The sequence below is a fragment of the Amycolatopsis viridis genome, assembly GCF_011758765.1.
GTDB classification, from domain to species: domain Bacteria; phylum Actinomycetota; class Actinomycetes; order Mycobacteriales; family Pseudonocardiaceae; genus Amycolatopsis_E; species Amycolatopsis_E viridis.
Genome location: NZ_JAANOU010000001.1, coordinates 5,279,377 through 5,298,879 on the forward strand (window position 1 = coordinate 5,279,377; position 19,503 = coordinate 5,298,879).

The window sequence follows — 19,503 nt, forward strand, 5'->3', positions numbered from 1 at the left end:
GTTGGCCGCTCCCGGCGGCGTGTTGGCCGCTCCCGGCCGCGTGTTGGCCGCTCCCGGCCGCGTGTTGGCCGCTCCCGGCGGCGTGTTGGCTGGTTCGGGTGGCGTGTTGGCCGTCCGGGGGCCGAGTTGAACACCGGTAGTGCATGATCCGGTACCGATGGTGCGTTTTTTCCACCCGGGGAGGGACCGGATGCCCTACGGCAGCCACGGCGATCTGATCGACCACCTGCAACGCAAACTCGGCGAGGTCGAGCAGCGCAAGCGTGCCGGCGCGCAGCGGATGGCGGCGCTCAGCCAGATGAAGGACCAGCTGAGCGCCCTGTCGGTCACGGTGTCGTCGCCGGACCGGTCCGTCACGGTCGTCGCGGGAGCCGGCGGCGGTGTGCAGTCGGTCCGCGTCAGCCAGGACGCACTGGACGGTAGCGCGATCCAGCTGTCGTCCACGATCACCAGCACCATCCACGAGGCGGTCGCCGCGGCCGCCCGGCAGCAGGCGGCGATCGTTCAGGAGGCGCTCGGCGGGCAGAGCACCGTGCTGGAATCGGTGCTCCAGACGCAGGCCGAGGCGTTCGGCACGACGGTCGCCGATCTCAAGGCGAAGCTGGCCGACGAGCGTCCGGTCGCCCCGCCACGCCCGATCGACCAGGGCGCGGACTTCGCCGAGGAGGACTTCCTCGACGAACGGCCGGAGGAACGCCCCGCTCAACCGGCGCCCCGGCGGGAAGCGGGCGACGAGGACTACATCGACCCGTTCGGGGCCGCGTGATGACCGGCGGGTTCCAGGTCGACGTCGACGCCCTCCGCACGACGGCGGCGCAGGCGAGCGGCCTCACCGGGAAGGTGTCGGAGCTGCAGCAAGCAGCGGCCGAGGCGGACGTGCCGCCGGTGTCGTGGGGCCTGCTCGGTGCACCCGTGCACGCGTTCTACGAGCAGATGCTCAGCCGGCTGAAAGACCACCTGAGGGAGATGTCCGACGGCTACACCTCGATCGGCGCGAAACTGACCGGCGCGGCTGACGCCTACCGCGGGATGGACGACGAGGTGGTGGGCGCGTTCGGCGACCTCGGCGAACAGCTCGAGGAGACCGGCACCGGACCGGAGGTGAACTGACGTGCCCACGAACGCGGAGGCGCTGGCCGAGAACTTCGGCTCCGGCTACGACGCCGAAGAGACCCAGGAGAAGATCGACGACACCGCGCCGGTCAAGCTGTACTCGGGCGCCGCCGACACGATCGAGGCCGGGTTCCGGCTCGGCGAGGACCTGGCGCAGGGCGACGTCCAGGCGCTGGTCTCGGACGCCGGGGACGCGTTCAGCACGGCCACCTCCTTCGTCGACGAGGCCACCGACACCATCGGCGGCATCGTGTCCGACCCGCTGGGCTGGCTCATCTCCAACGGCGTCGGCTTCCTGGTCAGCTGGATCAAACCGCTCGAGGACGCGCTCGAACTCGTCACCGGCGACCCCGACGCCCTGGAGGCCGGTGCGACCGCGTTCAACGAGCTCGGCGCGCAGATCGAGGCGCTGCGCCAGGAGACCGAAGAGCTGCTCACCACCGGTCTCGCCGACTGGCAGGGCGACGGCGCCGACACCGCGAGCAAGCGGCTGAGCGACTTCCGGGACGGTCTGTCCGGCACCGCCGGCGCGACGACGGAACTGGCGACGCTGCTGGCGGTGAGCTCGGCGGTGATGAGCATCGCGAAGGACGTCGTCCTGAGCATCATCAGTGACTTCGTCGAATGGCTGATCGTCACCTGGCTCGCCGCGCTGGCCGCCACGTTCATCACCTTCGGCGGCTCCGAAGCGGCGGCCGCCGCGGCCACCGCCGTCCGCGCCGGGACGGAAACCACGAAGGTGAGCCGCTGGGTGCAGAGGCTCACCACGGTTCTCGACAAGATCAAGAGCCTGATCGACAAGATCAAGGCGTTCCTCGACAGGATCCCGGGGTTCAGAAAGATCGTCGATTCGGTGGGCAAGGCCGCGGACGGGCTGGACACCAAGAAACTCACCGACAAGGTCGGCCGGCAACTGACCGACGGCGTGCTGGCGGACAACCTCGGCGAGGAGGCGGCGACCGCGATCCGGGACCGCGCGAAGGACGCGGCCGGCCACGCGATCGGCCGCGGGCACACGCCCAGTCTGACCAGGGACCTCCGCCAGGCGATCAGCGACACCATCGGCGACCAGGCCGGTGGCAAGCTCACGGACTTCGCCGTCGACGCGGTGAAGGACAAGGTCTACTCGACGAGGGAAACCGGCAGCGACGAGCTCCCGGGCGGCAAGCGAGAGATCCCGGACGTCTCCGGCACGATCGAGAAGACCCAGGACACCGTGGACGAGTTCACCGAAGCCATCGAGCAGGTCGAGTCCCACGGCGACAGCGAGATGCCGGATCGCGACATCAGCGGCAAGCTCGGCTTCTGACCGGAACGCGAACGGGGCCCCAGGCGCATGCCTGGGGCCCCGTCACGTGTGCGAGCTATTCGTCCTCGTCCGGCTTCGCGTGGTCCGGCTTGCCCGGATTGGGGTCGCGGGACAGGTCGATCGCCGGGTGGCGCGGGGCGCCCTCCGGTGCCGCGTGGCGGCCGGTGGCCGGCGCCTCCTGCGGCGTGTGCTCAGCGTTCACAACGCCCTCCTCGTGTCGCTTCGGTGTGAACCCGGGCTCACGCTACCGCTGCGCCCCGGCCCGGACACGACGAAGCCCCCGGCTCCGGTAGCGGAGCCGGGGGCTTCCCGGTTGTCAGCGGAAGTCGCGACCGAAGTCGTAGTCGTCCAGCGGAACGGCCGCACCCGTGCCGGTGCCGAAGACATCCGGGGTGTAGTAGCCGTCGTCGTAGGACGGGATGGCGTACGCCGCCACCCGCGCCTCCTCGGTCGGCTGCACCTGGATGTTGCGGTACCGGTTGATGCCGGTGCCGGCCGGGATCAGCTTACCGATGATCACGTTCTCCTTGAGGCCCACGAGCTTGTCGCTACGGCCGTTGATCGCCGCATCGGTCAGGACCCGCGTGGTCTCCTGGAACGATGCCGCCGACAGCCACGAGTCCGTGGTCAGCGACGCCTTCGTGATACCCATCAGCACCGGACGGCCCGAGGCCGGCTCGCCGCCCTCGGCCACGACCGACCGGTTCGTGCTCTCGAACTTGGTCCGCTCGGGCAGCTCACCCGGCAGGAAGTCCGTCGAACCGGAGTCGATGATCGTCACCCGGCGCAGCATCTGCCGGACGATGACCTCGATGTGCTTGTCGTGGATCGACACACCCTGGGCCCGGTACACCTTCTGGACCTCTTCGACGAGGTGCATCTGCGCCTCGCGCGGGCCCATGACCCGCAGCACCTCGTGCGGGTCCGGGGTGCCCTCGAGCAGCAGCTGGCCGACCGACACGTGGTCACCGTCGTGCAGCGGCCCGGTCGGCGTGTTGGCCAGACGCTGGCGCTTCGACAGCTTGTCGAAGACGATCTCCTCGCCACCGTCGTCCGGGATGAGCGTGATCTTCCAGAACCGCTCGCTCTCCTCGATGCGCACCCGGCCGTCGACGTCCGCGATCGGCGCCTTGCCCTTCGGGACCCGGGCCTCGAACAGCTCGGTGACACGGGGCAGACCGGTCGTGATGTCGTCACCGGCGACACCACCCTGGTGGAAGGTACGCATCGTCAGCTGGGTACCGGGCTCACCGATCGACTGGGCGGCGACGATACCGACGGCCTCACCCACATCGACCAGCTTGCCGGTCGCCATCGAGCGGCCGTAGCACATCGCGCAGACCCCGACGGCCGACTCGCAGGTCAGCACCGAGCGGACCTTGACCTTGGTGATGCCGAACGAGATCAGCTTCTCCATGGCCGGGTCGGACAGGTCGTCGCCCGCGTTGAGCACGACGTTGCCCTGCTCGTCGGTGACGTCCGAGGCGAGCGTCCGGGCGTACACGCTGGTCTCCACGTGCGCGCCGCGCAGCACGGTGCCGTCCGGCTGCTTCTCGCCGATCACCCGGGTCACGCCGCGGCTGGTGCCGCAGTCGGTCTCCCGGACGATGACGTCCTGCGACACGTCCACCAGACGACGGGTCAGGTAACCCGAGTCGGCGGTCCGCAGCGCGGTGTCGGCCAGACCCTTCCGCGCACCGTGGGTGGCGATGAAGTACTCCGCCACCGACAGGCCCTCGCGGAAGTTCGACTTGATCGGGCGCGGGATGTACTCACCCTTCGGGTTCGACACCAGACCACGCATGCCGGCCAGCGACCGCACCTGGGTCATGTTGCCCGCCGCCCCGGACTTCACGATCATCGAGATCGGGTTGTCCTCGGGGAAGGCGTCCTCCATGATCTCCGCGACCTCGTCGGTCGCCTGGGTCCACACCTTGACGAGCTCGTTGTTGCGCTCGGCGTGCGAGAGCTGACCACGCTGGTAGCGCTTCTCCACCTGCGCGGCCTTGGCCTCGTACCGGTCGAGGATCTCCTTCTTCTCCGGCGGCACGATGACGTCGAACATCGACACCGTGACGCCCGAGCGGGTGGCCCAGTAGAAGCCGGCGTCCTTGAGCCGGTCCAGGACCTGCGCGACCTGCGTCATCGAGTACCGCTCGGCGAGATCGTTCACGATCGCCGCCTGGCGCTTCTTCGGCAGCGGCTCGTTGATGAACGGGTAGTCCGCCGGCAGCAGGTCGTTGAACAGCACCCGGCCGAGGGTGGTCTCGGCCAGCCACGGCTGACCGGGCTCCCAGCCCTTCTCCGACAGCTGCGCGAGCTGCTCCTTGTTGGGCTGACGGTCCTTGATGCGGATCTTGATCGGCGCGTGCAGGCCCAGCGTCTTGCGGTCGAAGGCCATGATGGCCTCGGCCGGCGAGCTGAACGCCTGGCCGGCCCCGACCGCGCTCTCGTCGAGACGGGTCAGGTGGAACAGACCGGTGACCATGTCCAGACGCGGCATGGCCAGCGGGCGGCCGGACGCCGGCGACAGGATGTTGTTCGCCGACAGCATCAGGATCCGGGCCTCGGCCTGCGCCTCGGCCGACAGCGGCAGGTGCACCGCCATCTGGTCACCGTCGAAGTCCGCGTTGAACGCCTCGCAGACCAGCGGGTGCAGCTGGATGGCCTTGCCCTCGACCAGCTGCGGCTCGAACGCCTGGATGCCGAGCCGGTGCAGGGTCGGCGCCCGGTTGAGCAGCACCGGGTGACCGGTGATGACCTCTTCCAGCACGTCCCACACCTGCGGACGGGCCCGCTCCACCATCCGCTTCGCGGACTTGATGTTCTGCGCGTGGTTCAGATCGACCAGCCGCTTCATGACGAACGGCTTGAACAGCTCCAGCGCCATGTCCTTGGGCAGACCGCACTGGTGCAGCTTCAGCTGCGGACCGACGATGATGACCGACCGGCCGGAGTAGTCGACGCGCTTGCCGAGCAGGTTCTGGCGGAACCGGCCCTGCTTGCCCTTGAGCAGGTCGGACAGCGACTTCAGCGGGCGGTTGCCCGGGCCGGTGACCGGACGGCCACGGCGGCCGTTGTCGAACAGCGCGTCGACGGCCTCCTGCAGCATCCGCTTCTCGTTGTTGACGATGATCTCGGGCGCGCCGAGGTCGATCAGCCGCTTGAGGCGGTTGTTCCGGTTGATGACCCGGCGGTACAGGTCGTTGAGGTCCGAGGTGGCGAAACGGCCACCGTCGAGCTGCACCATCGGGCGCAGGTCCGGCGGGATCACCGGGACCGCGTCGAGGACCATGCCGCGCGGGTCGTTGCCGGTGGCCTGGAAGGCCGCGACGACCTTGAGCCGCTTCAGCGCGCGGAGCTTCTTCTGCCCCTTGCCGTTGCGGATGGTGTCGCGCAGCTTGTCGGCCTCGGCGTTCACGTCGAACTCGGTGGCCAGCTTCTGGATGGCCTCCGCGCCCATGCCGCCGGTGAAGTACTCGCCGTAGCGGTCGTACAGCTCGCGGTACAGCGTCTCGTCCGCGATCAGCTGCCGCGGCTCGAGCTTGGTGAAGGTCGTCCAGACCTCCTCGAGCCGGTCCAGCTCACGCTGGGCGCGGTCGCGGAGCTGCTTCATCTCGCGCTCGCCGCCCTCCTTGACCTTCCGGCGCACGTCGGACTTGGCGCCTTCGGCCTCAAGCTGGGCGAGGTCGGTCTCGAGCTTCTGCGCGCGCGCCTCGATGTCGGCGTCGCGCTTGGCCTCGATGTTCTTCCGCTCGACGCTGATCTCGTTCTCCAGCGTCGGCAGGTCGTTGTGCCGCAGCTCCGTGTTCACGCCGGTGATCACGTAGGCCGCGAAGTAGATGATCTTCTCGAGGTCCTTGGGCGCCAGGTCGAGCAGGTAGCCCAGGCGCGACGGGACACCCTTGAAGTACCAGATGTGCGTGACCGGGGCGGCCAGCTCGATGTGGCCCATCCGCTCACGGCGCACCTTGGCGCGAGTCACCTCGACACCACAGCGCTCGCAGATGATGCCCTTGAAGCGGACCCGCTTGTACTTGCCGCAGTAGCACTCCCAGTCGCGGGTGGGACCGAAGATCTTCTCGCAGAAGAGCCCGTCCTTCTCCGGCTTCAGGGTGCGGTAGTTGATGGTCTCCGGCTTCTTGACCTCGCCGAAGGACCACTGGCGAATGTCGTCGGCGGTCGCCAGGCCGATCCGGAGCTCATCGAAGAAGTTGACGTCCAGCACGTGGGTGCATCCCCTTTGGGGTTGATTCGGCTAGAGGAAGCGGGGACCCGGGCGGGGCGGTGCGGCCCCGCCCGGGTTCCTACGTCATTGCACGACGTCGTCCACCGAGGGCGACTCGTTGCGGGACAGGTTGATGCCGAGGTTGGCGGCGGCGCGCTCCAGGTCCTCGTCGTCGGAGTCGCGCATCTCGATCGCGGCACCGTCACTGGAGAGGACCTCCACGTTCAGGCACAGCGACTGCAGCTCCTTGAGGAGAACCTTGAACGACTCGGGGATGCCCGGGTCGGGGATGTTCTCGCCCTTGACGATCGCCTCGTACACCTTCACGCGTCCGACCACGTCGTCCGACTTGATCGTCAGCAGCTCCTGCAGCGTGTAGGCCGCGCCGTAGGCCTGCATCGCCCAGCACTCCATCTCACCGAAGCGCTGGCCACCGAACTGCGCCTTACCACCCAGCGGCTGCTGGGTGATCATCGAGTACGGGCCGGTGGAGCGGGCGTGGATCTTGTCGTCCACCAGGTGGTGCAGCTTGAGGATGTACATGTAGCCGACCGCCACCGGGTACGGGAACGGCTCACCGGAGCGGCCGTCGAGCAGCGTCGCCTTGCCGTTCTCCTTGACCATGCGCTCGCCGTCCCGGTTGGGCCGGGTCGACGCGAGCAAGCCGGTGAGCTCCTCTTCCTTGGCGCCGTCGAACACCGGGGTGGCGGTGTTCGTCCCGGGCTCGACGTCGTAGAGCTCCTCGGAGAGGTTGCGCGCCCACTCCGGGTTGCCCTCGATCTTCCAGCCCTGCGAGGCGAGCCAGCCCAGGTGCAGCTCGAGGATCTGGCCGATGTTCATCCGTCGCGGCACACCGTGCGTGTTCAGGATGATGTCGACCGGGGTGCCGTCCTCCATGAACGGCATGTCCTCGACCGGCAGGATCTTGCCGATGACACCCTTGTTGCCGTGCCGGCCGGCGAGCTTGTCGCCCGGCTGGATCTTCCGCTTCTGCGCCACGTACACGCGAACCAGCTCGTTCACGCCCGGGGGCAGCTCGTCGTCCTCCTCGCGGGAGAACACGCGGACACCGATGACCTTGCCGGTCTCGCCGTGCGGCACCTTCAGGGAGGTGTCGCGGACCTCGCGGGCCTTCTCGCCGAAGATCGCGCGGAGCAGGCGCTCCTCCGGGGTCAGCTCGGTCTCGCCCTTCGGCGTGACCTTGCCGACCAGGATGTCGCCGTCGCGGACCTCGGCACCGATGCGCACGATGCCGCGCTCGTCGAGGTCGGCCAGGACCTCCTCGGAGACGTTCGGGATGTCCCGGGTGATCTCCTCGGCGCCGAGCTTGGTGTCGCGGGCGTCGATCTCGTGCTCCTCGATGTGGATCGAGGTGAGCACGTCGTCCTGCACCAGGCGCTCGGAGAGGATGATCGCGTCCTCGTAGTTGTGGCCCTCCCACGGCATGACCGCCACGAGCAGGTTCTTGCCGAGCGCCATCTCGCCCTCGTCCGTGGACGGGCCGTCGGCGATGACCTGACCGGCCTCGACGCGGTCGCCCTCGGACACGATCGGACGGTGGTTGAAGCAGGTGCCGGCGTTGGTGCGGCGGAACTTGTGCAGCCCGTAGCTCTTCCGGGTGCCGTCGTCGTGCATGATCGTCACGAGGTCGGCGGAGAGCTCCTCGACCACACCGGCCTGCTCGGCGACGAGCACGTCACCGGCGTCGACCGCGGCACGCAGCTCCATGCCGGTGCCGACCAGCGGCGACTCGGCGCGCAGCAGCGGCACCGCCTGGCGCTGCATGTTGGCACCCATCAGCGCGCGGTTGGCGTCGTCGTGCTCGAGGAACGGGATCATCGCGGTGGCGACCGACACCATCTGACGCGGCGACACGTCCATGTAGTCGATCTCCAGCGGGTCGAGCAGCTCGACCTCGCCACCCTTCCGGCGGCCCAGCACCTTGTCCTCGGCGAAGTGACCGTCGTCGGTCAGCGGCGCGTTGGCCTGCGCCTTGACGTACCGGTCCTCCTCGTCCGCGGTCAGGTAGTCGACCTGGTCGGTGACCCGGCCCTCGACGACCTTCCGGTACGGGGTCTCGATGAAGCCGAACGGGTTGACCCGCGCGTAGGAGCACAGCGACCCGATCAGGCCGATGTTCGGGCCTTCCGGCGTCTCGATCGGGCACATGCGGCCGTAGTGCGACGGGTGGACGTCACGGACCTCCATGCCGGCGCGCTCACGGGACAGACCGCCCGGGCCCAGCGCGTTCAGGCGGCGCTTGTGGGTCAGGCCCGACAGCGGGTTGTTCTGGTCCATGAACTGCGACAGCTGCGAGGTGCCGAAGAACTCCTTGATCGCCGCCACGACCGGGCGGATGTTGATCAGGGTCTGCGGCGTGATCGCCTCGACGTCCTGCGTGGTCATCCGCTCGCGGACGACGCGCTCCATCCGGGACAGGCCGACCCGGATCTGGTTCTGGATCAGCTCACCGACCGTGCGGATGCGGCGGTTGCCGAAGTGGTCGATGTCGTCGACCTCGACCGGGACCTCGTTCTCACCCTCGCCCATGGTGGTCTCACCCGCGTGCAGGCGGACCAGGTACTCGATGGTGGAGACGATGTCCTCTTCGGTCAGCGTGCCGGTCTCGTACGGCAGGTTCAGGCCCAGCTTCTTGTTGAGCTTGTAGCGGCCCACCTTGGCCAGGTCGTAGCGCTTCTCCTTGAAGAACAGGTTCTCCAGGAGCGTCTGGGCGCTCTCCTTGGTCGGCGGCTCGCCCGGGCGCAGCTTGCGGTAGATGTCGAGCAGCGCCTCGTCGGTGCCGGCGGTGTGGTCCTTCTCGAGCGTGGCGAGCAGGGTCTCCGAGAAGTGGAACCGCTCGCGGATCTGCTCGGTGGTCCACCCGAGGGCCTTCAGCAGCACCGTGACGGGCTGGCGGCGCTTGCGGTCGATGCGGACGCCGACGGTGTCGCGCTTGTCCACGTCGAACTCGAGCCACGCGCCGCGGCTCGGGATGATCTTGACGCTGTAGACGTCCTTGTCGGTCGTCTTGTCGACGCTGGTGTCGAAGTACACGCCGGGCGACCGGACCAGCTGGGACACCACGACACGCTCGGTGCCGTTGATGATGAAGGTGCCCTTTTCGGTCATCACGGGGAAGTCGCCCATGAAGACCGTCTGGCTCTTGATCTCGCCGGTCTCGTTGTTGATGAACTCCGCGGTCACGAAGAGCGGGGCCGCGTAGGTCATGTCCTTGTCCTTGCACTCCTCGACCGAGGCCTTGACCTCGTCGAAGCGCGGGTCGGAGAAGGACAGCGACAACTTGCCGGCGTAGTCCTCGATCGGGGAGATCTCGTTGAGGACCTCTTCGAGGCCGCCGACGGGGTTCTCCTCCCCCTCGTTCACGCGGCGTTCGAACCACTTCTCGTCACCGGTGAACCACTGGAAGGACTGGATCTGCACGTCCAGCAGATTGGGGGTGGGGAGGGGCTCGCGAATCTTCGCGAACGAGACCCGCTTGGGGGCTCCGGGAATTCCCGTCGGGTTCGGCTCCGTGACAGCCGAGGTGGTCGCAGCAGTGGCCTGGTTCGCGGGAGAGACTGCCAAGATGCGTCCTTCCGGGGACAATGAGCGGTGCGCAGCCGCGATAGCAACAGCTATAGCGACTGTCAAGGGTGCCGTGTGCCCACTATCCTAGCTTCCGTCTTCGGGCAGCCTGAAAGAGGGCAGCGCAAAGAAGCAGTCTAGCCCGAACGACGCGTTCTGTCGAGGGGGCCGCTCGATGGGGCCCGCACCTCGATCACGACGTCCTCAGGCATCGCCTCCCGGCAGTCCCTCCCGCAGGGTGCTGCCGTTGGCGATAAGCGTGAACCCCCGACGCCGAAGAGTCAAGATGCCACGCGGCGAACCCGCCGGTTGGCGCAACGGGACAGCCCCCCGGCGACTGCCTCGACCTGCGGTTTTCCTCCGTCCGGACCGCACGGCGAGGGATCCGATCACGACGGGTTGCGGCCGGGGTCACGGCGGTTCAAGATCGTTCCGGGCGCCGGTTGCCGGGCCCCGCGGAGCGGTGCGCGGGGCGTCGCGAGCCGGCCGTGGATCACGGCGTGGAGTGGTGCGCTTCACCGGCCGGCGAGGGGCGGGAACGACCCGGGTACGACGACGGCCCGCCGGGCGGGCCCGGCGGGCCGTCGGTGCGCGGTACCGGCGTCCTCAGCGGGACGGCGCCGGGGACGCCGGCGGCGCGGGGCTGGACGGCGCCGGGGTCGCGGCGGCGGGCGGCTGCTCGGCCTGGTAGGTGTTCAGCGCCGAGACCTTCCACTTGCCGTCCACGTACTGCATGTTCAGCCACAGCTGGGCGCTGCCGCTGGCGGTCTGGTTCTGGTCGGTCCGCGTCGAGGTCTGGTCGACGAACACCATCACCTTCGCGCGGTCGTCCTGCAGCGTCACCACCGCGTTGCGGGTGGCCTTCACCGTGACCACGATCTTCTGCTGCGGGGCCAGCCGCTCGACGTCACCGAAGATCGCGTTGTACGTGTTGCGGACGTCGTCGTTGAGCAGCAGGTCCTTGGCCGCGTTCTGCGTCTTGGCGATGTTGTTGTAGTCGTAGGAGAACAACGACTCGACGGCACCGGACGCGGCCTTGCCCACCTCGACCGTGCGGGCGGTGTCCAGCAGGGCGGTGTTCGAGGTCAGGGCCTCGACGCGGTTGTCCTCGATCTTGAACCACACCGCGAACCCGGCCAGCACGAGCGCCAGGCCGAACAACGCGCCGGCCAGGACGTACGGGCTCGGCTTCCGCCGGGGCGCGGCCTCATCCGGCTCGCCGGCCTCCGCGGGCTCCGCCGCGGCGGCTTCGGCCTCGGCGTAGCTGTCGGGCCTCGGCTCGCCCGCGTCGCGTGTTTTCGGCCGGGGGCTCGGTCGGCGCGGCGCGGCCTCCTGCAGAGCATCGGCCTCCTCCGGCGCCTCGGCGGCCGCCGGGGCATCGGCAGGCGCAGCCGCGGGTGCGGCGTTCCCGTCGGGGGCCTCCCCGGCGACGGCAGTATCAACGGTGTCGGCGCTGTCGGTGATGTCGGTGGTGTCAGCGATATCGGCGGTGTTCGGATGGTCCTCGTCGCGGGGCCGCGGGCTCGGCGAGGGCCGCCGGATCCCGGCACCGGCGATCTTGGGACGGCGGCGCACCGGCGGCGTCTGCCGGCGAGACGGTGGCATGACTGGTCCTCTCCTCGTTACTGCCCGCTCACGAGCGGCACCGACCCGATCCCGGACACCTTCCAGTCGTCACCGACCCGGGTCATCTGGACCTCGAGCCGCAGCGACTTGGCGGCGGGCTGCGCGCCCTCCTTGGTGATCGTCGTGCTGATCGCGGCCAGCACGCTCGCCTTGCCCTCGTGCAGGTTCAGCTCCTCCACGCCGACGTCCTGCACTGTGGTGGTCACCTTGGTCCTGGCGTCGGCCATCGCCTGGCGGTAGTTCTGCTCGGTGGCGCTGATCTGGTCGGCCAGCTCCTGCGTGGACACCGCCTTCTGCTGGGCGAAGTAGGCGTCCGGGTTGGTGTAGTCCAGCTCGGTGTACGCCTTGACCGCCGTGGTGCCGGCCTTGGTCACGTCGTCGCGGGCCTGGGCCAGCGCCAGGTTGTCGTCGGCGGAGGCGACCCACCACTGGATGCCGAAGATCGCCGCGACGACCAGGGCCGCGGCGGCCAGCGCGGCGCTGCCCAGCACCAGGTAGCGGCTCCGAGTCGCCTCGGCTGCGGGGTCCTCGGCCGGCGGGCCCGGGACGCCGGTCTCGCCGGTTTCCTCGCGCGGCTCGTCGGAACTCATAATTCTCCAGACTAGGTCGGCCGGGTGCGGGCGGCGTCAGCCGGGCAGGCCCAGCAGTGCGGTCAGGCTGGTGATCGTGACGCCGGGCGAGCCGACGACGCCGGGGGTGCCCCGCATGTACGCCAGCTGCTGCTCGTCGCGGTCGGCATTCTGCTGCACGTCGTGCGGCGTCGGCGCGACCGGCACCCCGTTGTACGGCGCGTTCTGCGCACCGCGCACGTCGATCGGGCTGCCCTTGGGCTCGGCGCAGTAGGAGTTGAAGTTCGGGTCCCGCGGCGTGGTCTCGTTGCCGGGCCGGTACTGCTCGGGGCTCATGTAGCCCTTCGTGCACACCGGCGGGTCGAACAGGTTGAGCGCCAGCCCGAGGTGCGCCGTGCCGTCCCCGGACACCACGCTGCGCGCGCCCACCGCCAGCACCGGGTAGCTGACCAGGACCTGCTGCACGCCGTCCTGCCGGGTCAGCAGCAAGTTGGAGGTCGTCAGCAGGTTCGCGGTGAGCTCGCCGAGACCGGGCCCGAGGTCGGTGACGAACTGGTTGAGCGTCTGCGCGGCACCGGGAGCGACCTCGATCAGCCGCCGGATGTCGGCGTCGGAACCCTTCAGCGTCGCCGACAGCTGGTTGAGGTTGCGGCTGAACTCGGTCAGGTTGCCCGCCTCGGCGTTCTGCGTGGCGAGCACCTTCTTGCCCGAGTCGAGCAGCTGCACGGTCTGCGGCAGGTACTGCTGGGCCGTGGCGGTGAAGTCGCGCGCGGTGTCCAGCAGCTGCTGCAAGCCCGGGCCGGTGCCGTTGAACGCGTCGTAGGACTCGTCGACGACGGTTCGCAGCGCGTCCTTCGGCACCGACGCGGCCAGGTTGTCCAGGTCGCTGATGATCTGGTCGGTGCCGATCGGAGTCTTCGTCTTCGCGGCGGGAATGACCTCGCCACCCCGCAGGTACGGCCCGCCGTCGGCGACCGGCCGCAGGTCCACGAACTGCTCGCCGACCGCCGACCGGTTGGCGATCACGGCCTGCAGGTTCGCCGGCACCTGCGGCGTGCCGGGCGAGATCTGCAGCTCGGCCTCCAGGCCCTGCGCGGTGAGCCGCAGCTGGCCGACCTTGCCGATGTTGAAGCCGCGGTAGGTCACCTCGGCGCCGGTGAAGATGCCGCCGGACTGGGTCAGCTCCAGCTTCACGCTGTAGCCGTGCTGGCCGAACACCTGGCCGAGCCCGGCGAACCGGATCAGCGCGTACACCACGGCGACCACGGAGATGACCAGGAAGGCCACCAGTTGGATCTTCGTCCTGCGAACCAGCATCACGCACCTCCCGCGAGCAGCCCGAAGATGCCCGCCACCCCGGTCTGTTGCGGTTGCGCCCCGGTCCCGCCCGCGGCACCGCTGGTGGCCGCGCTCTTGGCCGCGGCGCCCAGCGGCAGCGGTAGCGGTAGCGGGGGCGGCTGGTTGGCCTGCTCGCCGACGACCCCGCCGGTCAGCCCGTCCAGCGCGGGCGGCAGCAGCCCGCCCAGCGGGTTCTGCCTGCTGCGGCTGAGGTTCTGCAGCACGTTCTGCAGGTTCAGGTCGACCTTGGCGTAGAGGTTGAAGTAGTCGCCCTTCACGCCGTCGACCGCCGCGTCGGTGAACGGGTAGGTCAGCAGGATCTCCAGCGACTTGGGCAGGTCGGCGCCGGCCTCGCCGAGCTTCTGCAGCGTCGGCAGCAGCGCCCGCAGGTCGGCGACCAGGTTCTCCTGGCTCCGGTGCAGCGTGTCGACGGTGACACCGGACAGGTTCCGCAGCGCCTGGAGCATGGTGACCAGCTGCGAACGCTGCTGCTCCAGCACGCCCAAGCCCGGCCCGAGGTGGTCGATCGCGTTCACGATCTGGTCCTTCTGCCCGGCCAGCGTGCTGGACAGCCGGTTGAGGCCGTCCAGGGCGCGGGTGATGTCCGCCGACTGGGCGTCCAAGGTGGACACCAGCTGGTCGGCGTTGTCCAGCAACCGGCGGATGTCCGGTTCACGGCCCTCGGTGGCGGCGTTGAGCTCCTTCGTGATGGTGTTCAGCTGCTCCACCCCGCCGCCGTTGAGCAGCATGGACAGGGCCCCGAGCACCTCCTCCACCTCGACGCTGCGGTTGGTGCGGGCCAGCGGGATCTCCGCGCCGTCGCTCAGCGTGCCCTGCGCCAGGTCCGCACCCGGCGAGGTCAGCTCGACGTACTTCTCGCCGAGCAGGCTGGACTGGCGGATGTTGGCCAGCGCGTTGGCCGGCAGCTTCACACCGCCGTTGAGCCGGACGGTGACCTCGGCGTGCCACCCGTCCGGGGTCAGCCCGATCTCCTCGACCCGGCCCACCGGCACCTCGTCGACCTTGACACCGGCCTGCGGCACGAGGTCCAGCACGTCGGCGAACTGGACCTTCACCGTGTACGGGTGGTCACCGAGGTCGGCGCCGCCGGGCAGCGGCACGTCGTAGATGCCGCCGAACGCGCAGCCGGACAACGTGAGCGCCCCGGCCACGCCGGCGGCGACGAACGCGAGCGCCTTCCTCACCGGCCCGCCCCCGTTCCGTAGACGGTCTGGGCCAGCGGGAGCGGCAGCGGAGGCAGCTCGCCCTTCTGCAACGCGTGCACGGTCTGCGCGACCGACGGCAGCGGCACCGCGCCGTCCAGCAGGGGCGCGACCGAGCTGCACAGGTTGCCCAGGGCGTCCAGCGCCTTCGGGGTCTGCTTGAGCAGGTTGCAGATCATCACGATCGGCGGCTGGGTGAGCTCGTTGAGGTTGGGCCGGGCATCCAGCGTGCCCGACGAGCCGTTGTAGGCGTTGATCACGTTGTTCAGCCCGACCGGGGCGACGTCGAGGATCTCGGCGAGCGCGCTGCGCTGGTCCACCAGCACCCTGGTCACGCTGGCCAGCCTGTCCACATTGGACTTGAGCCGGTCGCGGTGGTTGTCGATGAACTGCTGCACCGTGGCGAGCGTGGTGCCCAGCTGCCGCACGGTGGCGGCCAGGTTGTCCTTCTCGCCCGCCAGGTACCCGGACACGTCGGCCAGCCGCTGCTCGAACTGCCGGACCTGGCCGTCGCTCTGCGCCAGCGTGGTGGTGAAGTCGGCCAGGTTGCTGATCGTGGCGAACAGGTCGTCCTTGTTGCCGGCGAGCGTCCGCGACGCCTGGCTCAGCTTGGTGATCGTGTCGTGCAGCGCCTCGCCGTTGCCGTCCAGGTTCTGCGCCAGCGTGGTGAGCAGGTCCGACAGCGAGCCGTTGGAGTTGACCCCGTTCGGGCCGAGCGACTGGCTGATCTTGTCCAGGCTCGCGTAGAGCTGGTCGACCTCGATCGGCACCGCCGTCTTCTCCAACGGGATGACCGCGCCCTCGCTGATCACCCGGCCACCGGTGTAGGCCGGCGCGAGCTGCACGTACCGGTCGCTGACCAGCGACGGCGCGACGATCGCGGCCTGCGCGTCGGCCGGCACCCGGACCGCCCGGTCGTACTCCATCTCGACCTTGACCCGGTCACCCATCGGCTGCACCGCGGTCACCTTGCCCATGTCCACGCCGAGCACGCGCACGCTGTTGCCGACGTAGAGGCCGGTCGCGTTGGTGAAGTACGCGGTCACGTGCTTGCGGTCGGCGTCCTTGAGCGTCCACCACAGCACGCCGGCCACGACGAGACCGAGCACGCACGCGGCGGCGACGCCCCGCGCGAGGGACCGTCCGAAGCGGGTTTCCGTCATTTCTGATTGCACCCCTCTTCGTTCAAGGGGCCGACCGACGGCAGGATCAGGCCGCAGATGTAGTTGTCGAACCAGTGCCCGTTGCCGACGGTGTTGGTGAACACCCGGATGTAAGGCGCGAAACGGGCGATGCCCTGGGCCAGGTTGTCCTGGTTGCGCTGGAGCATCGAGGTGAGCTGGTCCAGCGACGTCAGCACGGGGCCGAGCTGGGCGTCGTTGTCGCTGATCAGCCCCTGCAACTGCCGGGACAGCTCCTGCGAACCGGTCAGCAGCGTGGAGATCGCCTGCTCACGGGCCGCGACCTCCTGCAGCACCAGGTTGCCGTCGGACAGCAACCGGGTCAGCTGCTGGTCCCGGTCGGCCAGCGTCCGCGAGATCTGGTTGGTGTTCTGCAACAGCTCCGACAGCTGGGTGTCCCGCTTGGCGATCGTGTCCGACAGCTGCGACAGGCCGTTGAGCGCGCCGCGGACGTTCTGCGGAGTGCCGGACAACGTCTGCGACAGCACGTCGAACGAGCGCGCCAGCTGGTTGGTGTCGATGTCGTTCACCGTGGTGGACAGGTCCCGGAACGCGTCCAGCACGTCGTAGGGCGCGAGCGTCCGTTCCCGCGGGATCGGGCTGCCCGGGTCCAGGGTCTTGTCGCCGACCGGGTCCAGCGCCAGGTACTTCTGGCCGAGCAAGGTCTTGATCTTGATCGCGGCCGCGGTCTTGTCGCCGAGCCAGGCGTCCTTGACCTTGAACGTGACCTTCACCGAGGCGCCGTCCAGGGCCACGTCGGTGACCTTGCCGACCTTCACACCGGCGACCCGCACCTCGTCGTCGGGCTTGAGCCCGGCCGCCTCGCTGAACTCCGCCTGGTAGCTGGTCCCGGCGCCGATGATCGGCAGGTTGTCGGCGTTCAGCGCCGCGACGAGGCCCAGCACCATCAGCACGAGGCCGACGACCGCGATGGGCACCGGGTTGCGTGACTGGAAGCTCCTCATGATCCGCACCGGTCCCTGGTCTGCGGCAGGATCGGGATGTTGATCTCCTGGTTGATCAGTGGCGGCAGCGACACGCTCCCGGAGGCCGAGCAGAGGTAGAAGTTGAACCAGGAACCGTAGTCGGCCGTGCGCGTGAGCGTGGTGACCTTCTGCGGCAGGAACTGGATGAAGTGCTCCACCAGCGGCTCGCTGTCGTCGAGGTTCTGGGCGAGCCCGCCCAGCGCCGAGATGTCGTTCTTCAGCGGGTCCCGCGCCTGCTGCACGAAGCCCGACGTGGTGTTCGCCAGCCCGCCCAGCGCGTCGATCGCGTCACCGATCGCACCGCGGTCCTGCGCCAGACCGGTGGTCAGCCGCTGCAGCTTGTCGATCAGGTCGGTCAGCTGCGGCGTGTGCGCGTTGACCGCGTCGAGCACCGTGTTCAGGTTGGTCACCACCTGGCCGATCACCTGGTCCTTCTGGGCGATCGTGGTGGTCAGCGACGCGGTGTGGGCGAGCAGGCTGTCGATCGTGCCGCCCTCGCCCTGCAGGACCTGGATGAGCTCGTAGGACAGCTTGTTGACGTCCTCCGGGTTCAGTGCGCGGAAGAGCGGCTTGAACCCGTTGAACAGCTCGTCGAGGTCCAGCGCCGGGCGGGTGTGCTCGAGCGGGATGGTGCTGCCCGGCTTGAGCGTGCCCTTGTCGGTACCGGTGCCCTGCGCGAGCGAGAGGTACCGCTGGCCCACCAGGTTGCGGTACTTGATCTGCACGGTGACCCCGGCGGGCAGGGTGCGGCCCGAGTCGACCTGGAAGTCGATCTGAGCCTGCCGGCGGTCGACGATCTTGACGTCGGTGACCTGGCCGACCTTCACCCCGGCGATGCGCACGTCGTCGCCGGGCAGCACGAGGGTCGCGTCGGTGAAACGCGCGCTGTAGCCGGTGGTGTTCTGGGTGTTGATGTTGGCGATGCTGATGCCGAGGATCGCCGTGAACAACACCGTGATCACGATGAAGATCGTCAGCTTGATCAGCGGCGCGAGCAGTCCCCTCACTTGACCGTCACCTCCGCGCCCCGGTAGAGCGGCCCGACGAGCAGGCTGGACCACCCGGGCATGTCCGCGGGGTCGACGCCGACCTGCGGGCCGACGAGCTGGGACAGGAAGTCCAGTTCCGCGCGGCTGTTGGCCGGGTTGCCGCCCGCCGCGCCGCCACCGTTGTAGCCACCGGCGTTCGCGATCGTGTTGGCCGGCACGAGACCGTCACTGGCGGCGCGCGAGCCGGGCGTCGGCTGGGCCCCGTCCTTGATCGGCCCCTCCGGCGGGTACTGCGGGAACGGCTGCGGGAAATCCTTGACGTCGTAGCAGCGCGGACCGCGCTTGTCCGCGAAGCGCGGCTCGTCGCGGCCCGGCTGGTACGGCCCGCGGTTGGTGACGATCTCGATGGTCGCGTGCAGGCCGGGCTGGCTGGTGCCCTTGCCGAGCGCCTGGTCCACCAGCGGCACCAGCTGGGCCATCGACCCGAACAGGCACGGGTACTCCGGCGCGTACCGGGCCAGCAGCTCGGCGGTCGGGCGCGAGTTCTCGGCCAGGCTGATCAGGTTGCTCGCGTTGGCGCGCACGAACGATTCCAGGGTCTGCGACGCGGCCGTCACGTTGCCGTAGAGGGCCTGCAGGTTCTGCTGCTCGTCGAACACCGTCCGGGTCGTGGTGGACAGGTTGTCCAGCGTCTGCACCAGGTCCGGGGCGGCGGTGCTGAGGTTGTCGGAGAACTTCGCCAGCTCGCGCAGGTTCTGCTGCAACTGCGGCAGGTGCGGGTTCAGGTCACCCAGGTAGGTGCCCAGCTCCGACAGGGTCTGCCCGAGCGTCTCGCCGCGGCCCTGCAGCGCGGTGGAGATCGCGGTCAGGGTGGTGGACAGCTTCTCCGGCTGCACGGCCTGCAGGACCGGCAGCAGGTCGTCCAGCGCCTTCGCCAGCTGGACCGCGTCCTGGGTGCGGTCCTCCGGGATCACGTCGCCGGGAGCCAGCGTCCTGGCCGACGGCCGGTCCGGGATCTCCAGCGACACGTACCGCTCGCCGAACAGCGTCTTCGGCAGGAAGCGGGCGCTGACGTTCTCCGGGATCAGCTTCGCCGACTCCGGGTCCAGCGCGAGAGTCAGCGTGGCGCCCTCGGTGCCCGCCTCGATCGACTTCACCGAGCCCACGATGAGCCCGCGCACCTTGACGTCGGACTGCGGCAGCAGCTGGTTACCGACCTCGCCGGCCTGCAGCTTCACCTCGACCGTCGGCGTGAAGGCGTTGTCGTACATCGCGATGGACAGGGTCACCCCGCCCACCAGCACGGCGATCAGGAGCAGGCCCAGCAGCCTGCGGCGCAAGGTCACCATGGTGTCC

General features: G+C 69.2%; 14 protein-coding genes. 3 read left to right on the plus strand and 11 right to left on the minus strand.

Features of this window, described 5'->3' with window-relative positions; all coding sequences use genetic code 11:
- The first annotated feature begins 190 nt into the window (after window positions 1-190).
- From FHX46_RS26135 to FHX46_RS26145, 3 genes are read left to right on the plus strand one after another with little or no spacing between them, the layout of a single operon-like run.
- Window positions 191-766 (plus strand): YbaB/EbfC family nucleoid-associated protein, encoded by a 576-nt coding sequence (locus FHX46_RS26135; RefSeq protein WP_167120158.1) that lies wholly within the window; start codon window positions 191-193, stop codon window positions 764-766.
- A complete protein-coding gene (locus FHX46_RS26140; protein ID WP_167120161.1) occupies window positions 766-1,110 on the plus strand; it encodes a WXG100 family type VII secretion target in 345 nt (114 codons plus the stop codon). Before FHX46_RS26135 ends, FHX46_RS26140 begins: the two co-directional genes overlap by 1 nt.
- 1 nt (window position 1,111) lies before the next feature.
- Window positions 1,112-2,422 (plus strand): WXG100 family type VII secretion target, encoded by a 1,311-nt coding sequence (locus tag FHX46_RS26145; RefSeq protein WP_167120164.1) that lies wholly within the window; start codon window positions 1,112-1,114, stop codon window positions 2,420-2,422.
- A gap of 55 nt (window positions 2,423-2,477) precedes the next feature.
- On the opposite strand, the gene FHX46_RS26150 is transcribed toward FHX46_RS26145, so the two are convergent.
- The 11 genes from FHX46_RS26150 to FHX46_RS26200 form a co-directional block, all read right to left on the minus strand.
- Window positions 2,478-2,624, minus strand: a complete 147-nt coding sequence (locus FHX46_RS26150) for a hypothetical protein (RefSeq protein WP_167120167.1) — start codon at window positions 2,622-2,624, stop codon at window positions 2,478-2,480.
- 114 nt (window positions 2,625-2,738) lie between these two features.
- A complete protein-coding gene (locus FHX46_RS26155) occupies window positions 2,739-6,650 on the minus strand; it encodes a DNA-directed RNA polymerase subunit beta' (protein WP_167120170.1) in 3,912 nt (1,303 codons plus the stop codon).
- A gap of 84 nt (window positions 6,651-6,734) precedes the next feature.
- Window positions 6,735-10,235 (minus strand): DNA-directed RNA polymerase subunit beta, encoded by a 3,501-nt coding sequence (gene rpoB, locus FHX46_RS26160; RefSeq protein WP_167120172.1) that lies wholly within the window; start codon window positions 10,233-10,235, stop codon window positions 6,735-6,737.
- 606 nt (window positions 10,236-10,841) lie between these two features.
- Window positions 10,842-11,840 (minus strand): hypothetical protein, encoded by a 999-nt coding sequence (locus FHX46_RS26165; RefSeq protein WP_167120175.1) that lies wholly within the window; start codon window positions 11,838-11,840, stop codon window positions 10,842-10,844.
- Between the two features lie 17 nt (window positions 11,841-11,857).
- The gene (locus tag FHX46_RS26170; RefSeq protein WP_167120177.1) at window positions 11,858-12,451 is read right to left on the minus strand and encodes a hypothetical protein; all 594 of its coding nucleotides are present in this window, start codon (window positions 12,449-12,451) and stop codon (window positions 11,858-11,860) included.
- Between the two features lie 36 nt (window positions 12,452-12,487).
- Window positions 12,488-13,747 carry an MCE family protein gene (locus tag FHX46_RS26175; protein WP_167120180.1) on the minus strand — a complete coding sequence of 420 codons (1,260 nt, stop codon included), beginning with the start codon at window positions 13,745-13,747 and terminating at the stop codon, window positions 12,488-12,490.
- Window positions 13,747-14,973: an MCE family protein gene (locus FHX46_RS26180; RefSeq protein WP_167120183.1), complete on the minus strand. Its 1,227-nt coding sequence runs from the start codon at window positions 14,971-14,973 to the stop codon at window positions 13,747-13,749. The genes FHX46_RS26175 and FHX46_RS26180 overlap by 1 nt, the downstream gene beginning before the upstream one ends.
- Window positions 14,970-16,154, minus strand: a complete 1,185-nt coding sequence (locus FHX46_RS26185; protein ID WP_167120186.1) for an MCE family protein — start codon at window positions 16,152-16,154, stop codon at window positions 14,970-14,972. Before FHX46_RS26185 ends, FHX46_RS26180 begins: the two co-directional genes overlap by 4 nt.
- Window positions 16,151-17,137, minus strand: coding sequence for an MCE family protein (locus tag FHX46_RS26190; RefSeq protein WP_167120189.1), 987 nt, complete (start codon window positions 17,135-17,137; stop codon window positions 16,151-16,153). Before FHX46_RS26190 ends, FHX46_RS26185 begins: the two co-directional genes overlap by 4 nt.
- A complete protein-coding gene (locus FHX46_RS26195) occupies window positions 17,134-18,165 on the minus strand; it encodes an MCE family protein (RefSeq protein ID WP_167120192.1) in 1,032 nt (343 codons plus the stop codon). The genes FHX46_RS26190 and FHX46_RS26195 overlap by 4 nt, the downstream gene beginning before the upstream one ends.
- On the minus strand, window positions 18,162-19,496 hold the full coding sequence (locus tag FHX46_RS26200) for an MCE family protein (RefSeq protein ID WP_167120195.1): 1,335 nt from the start codon (window positions 19,494-19,496) through the stop codon (window positions 18,162-18,164). Before FHX46_RS26200 ends, FHX46_RS26195 begins: the two co-directional genes overlap by 4 nt.
- Between the last annotated feature and the right edge of the window lie 7 nt (window positions 19,497-19,503).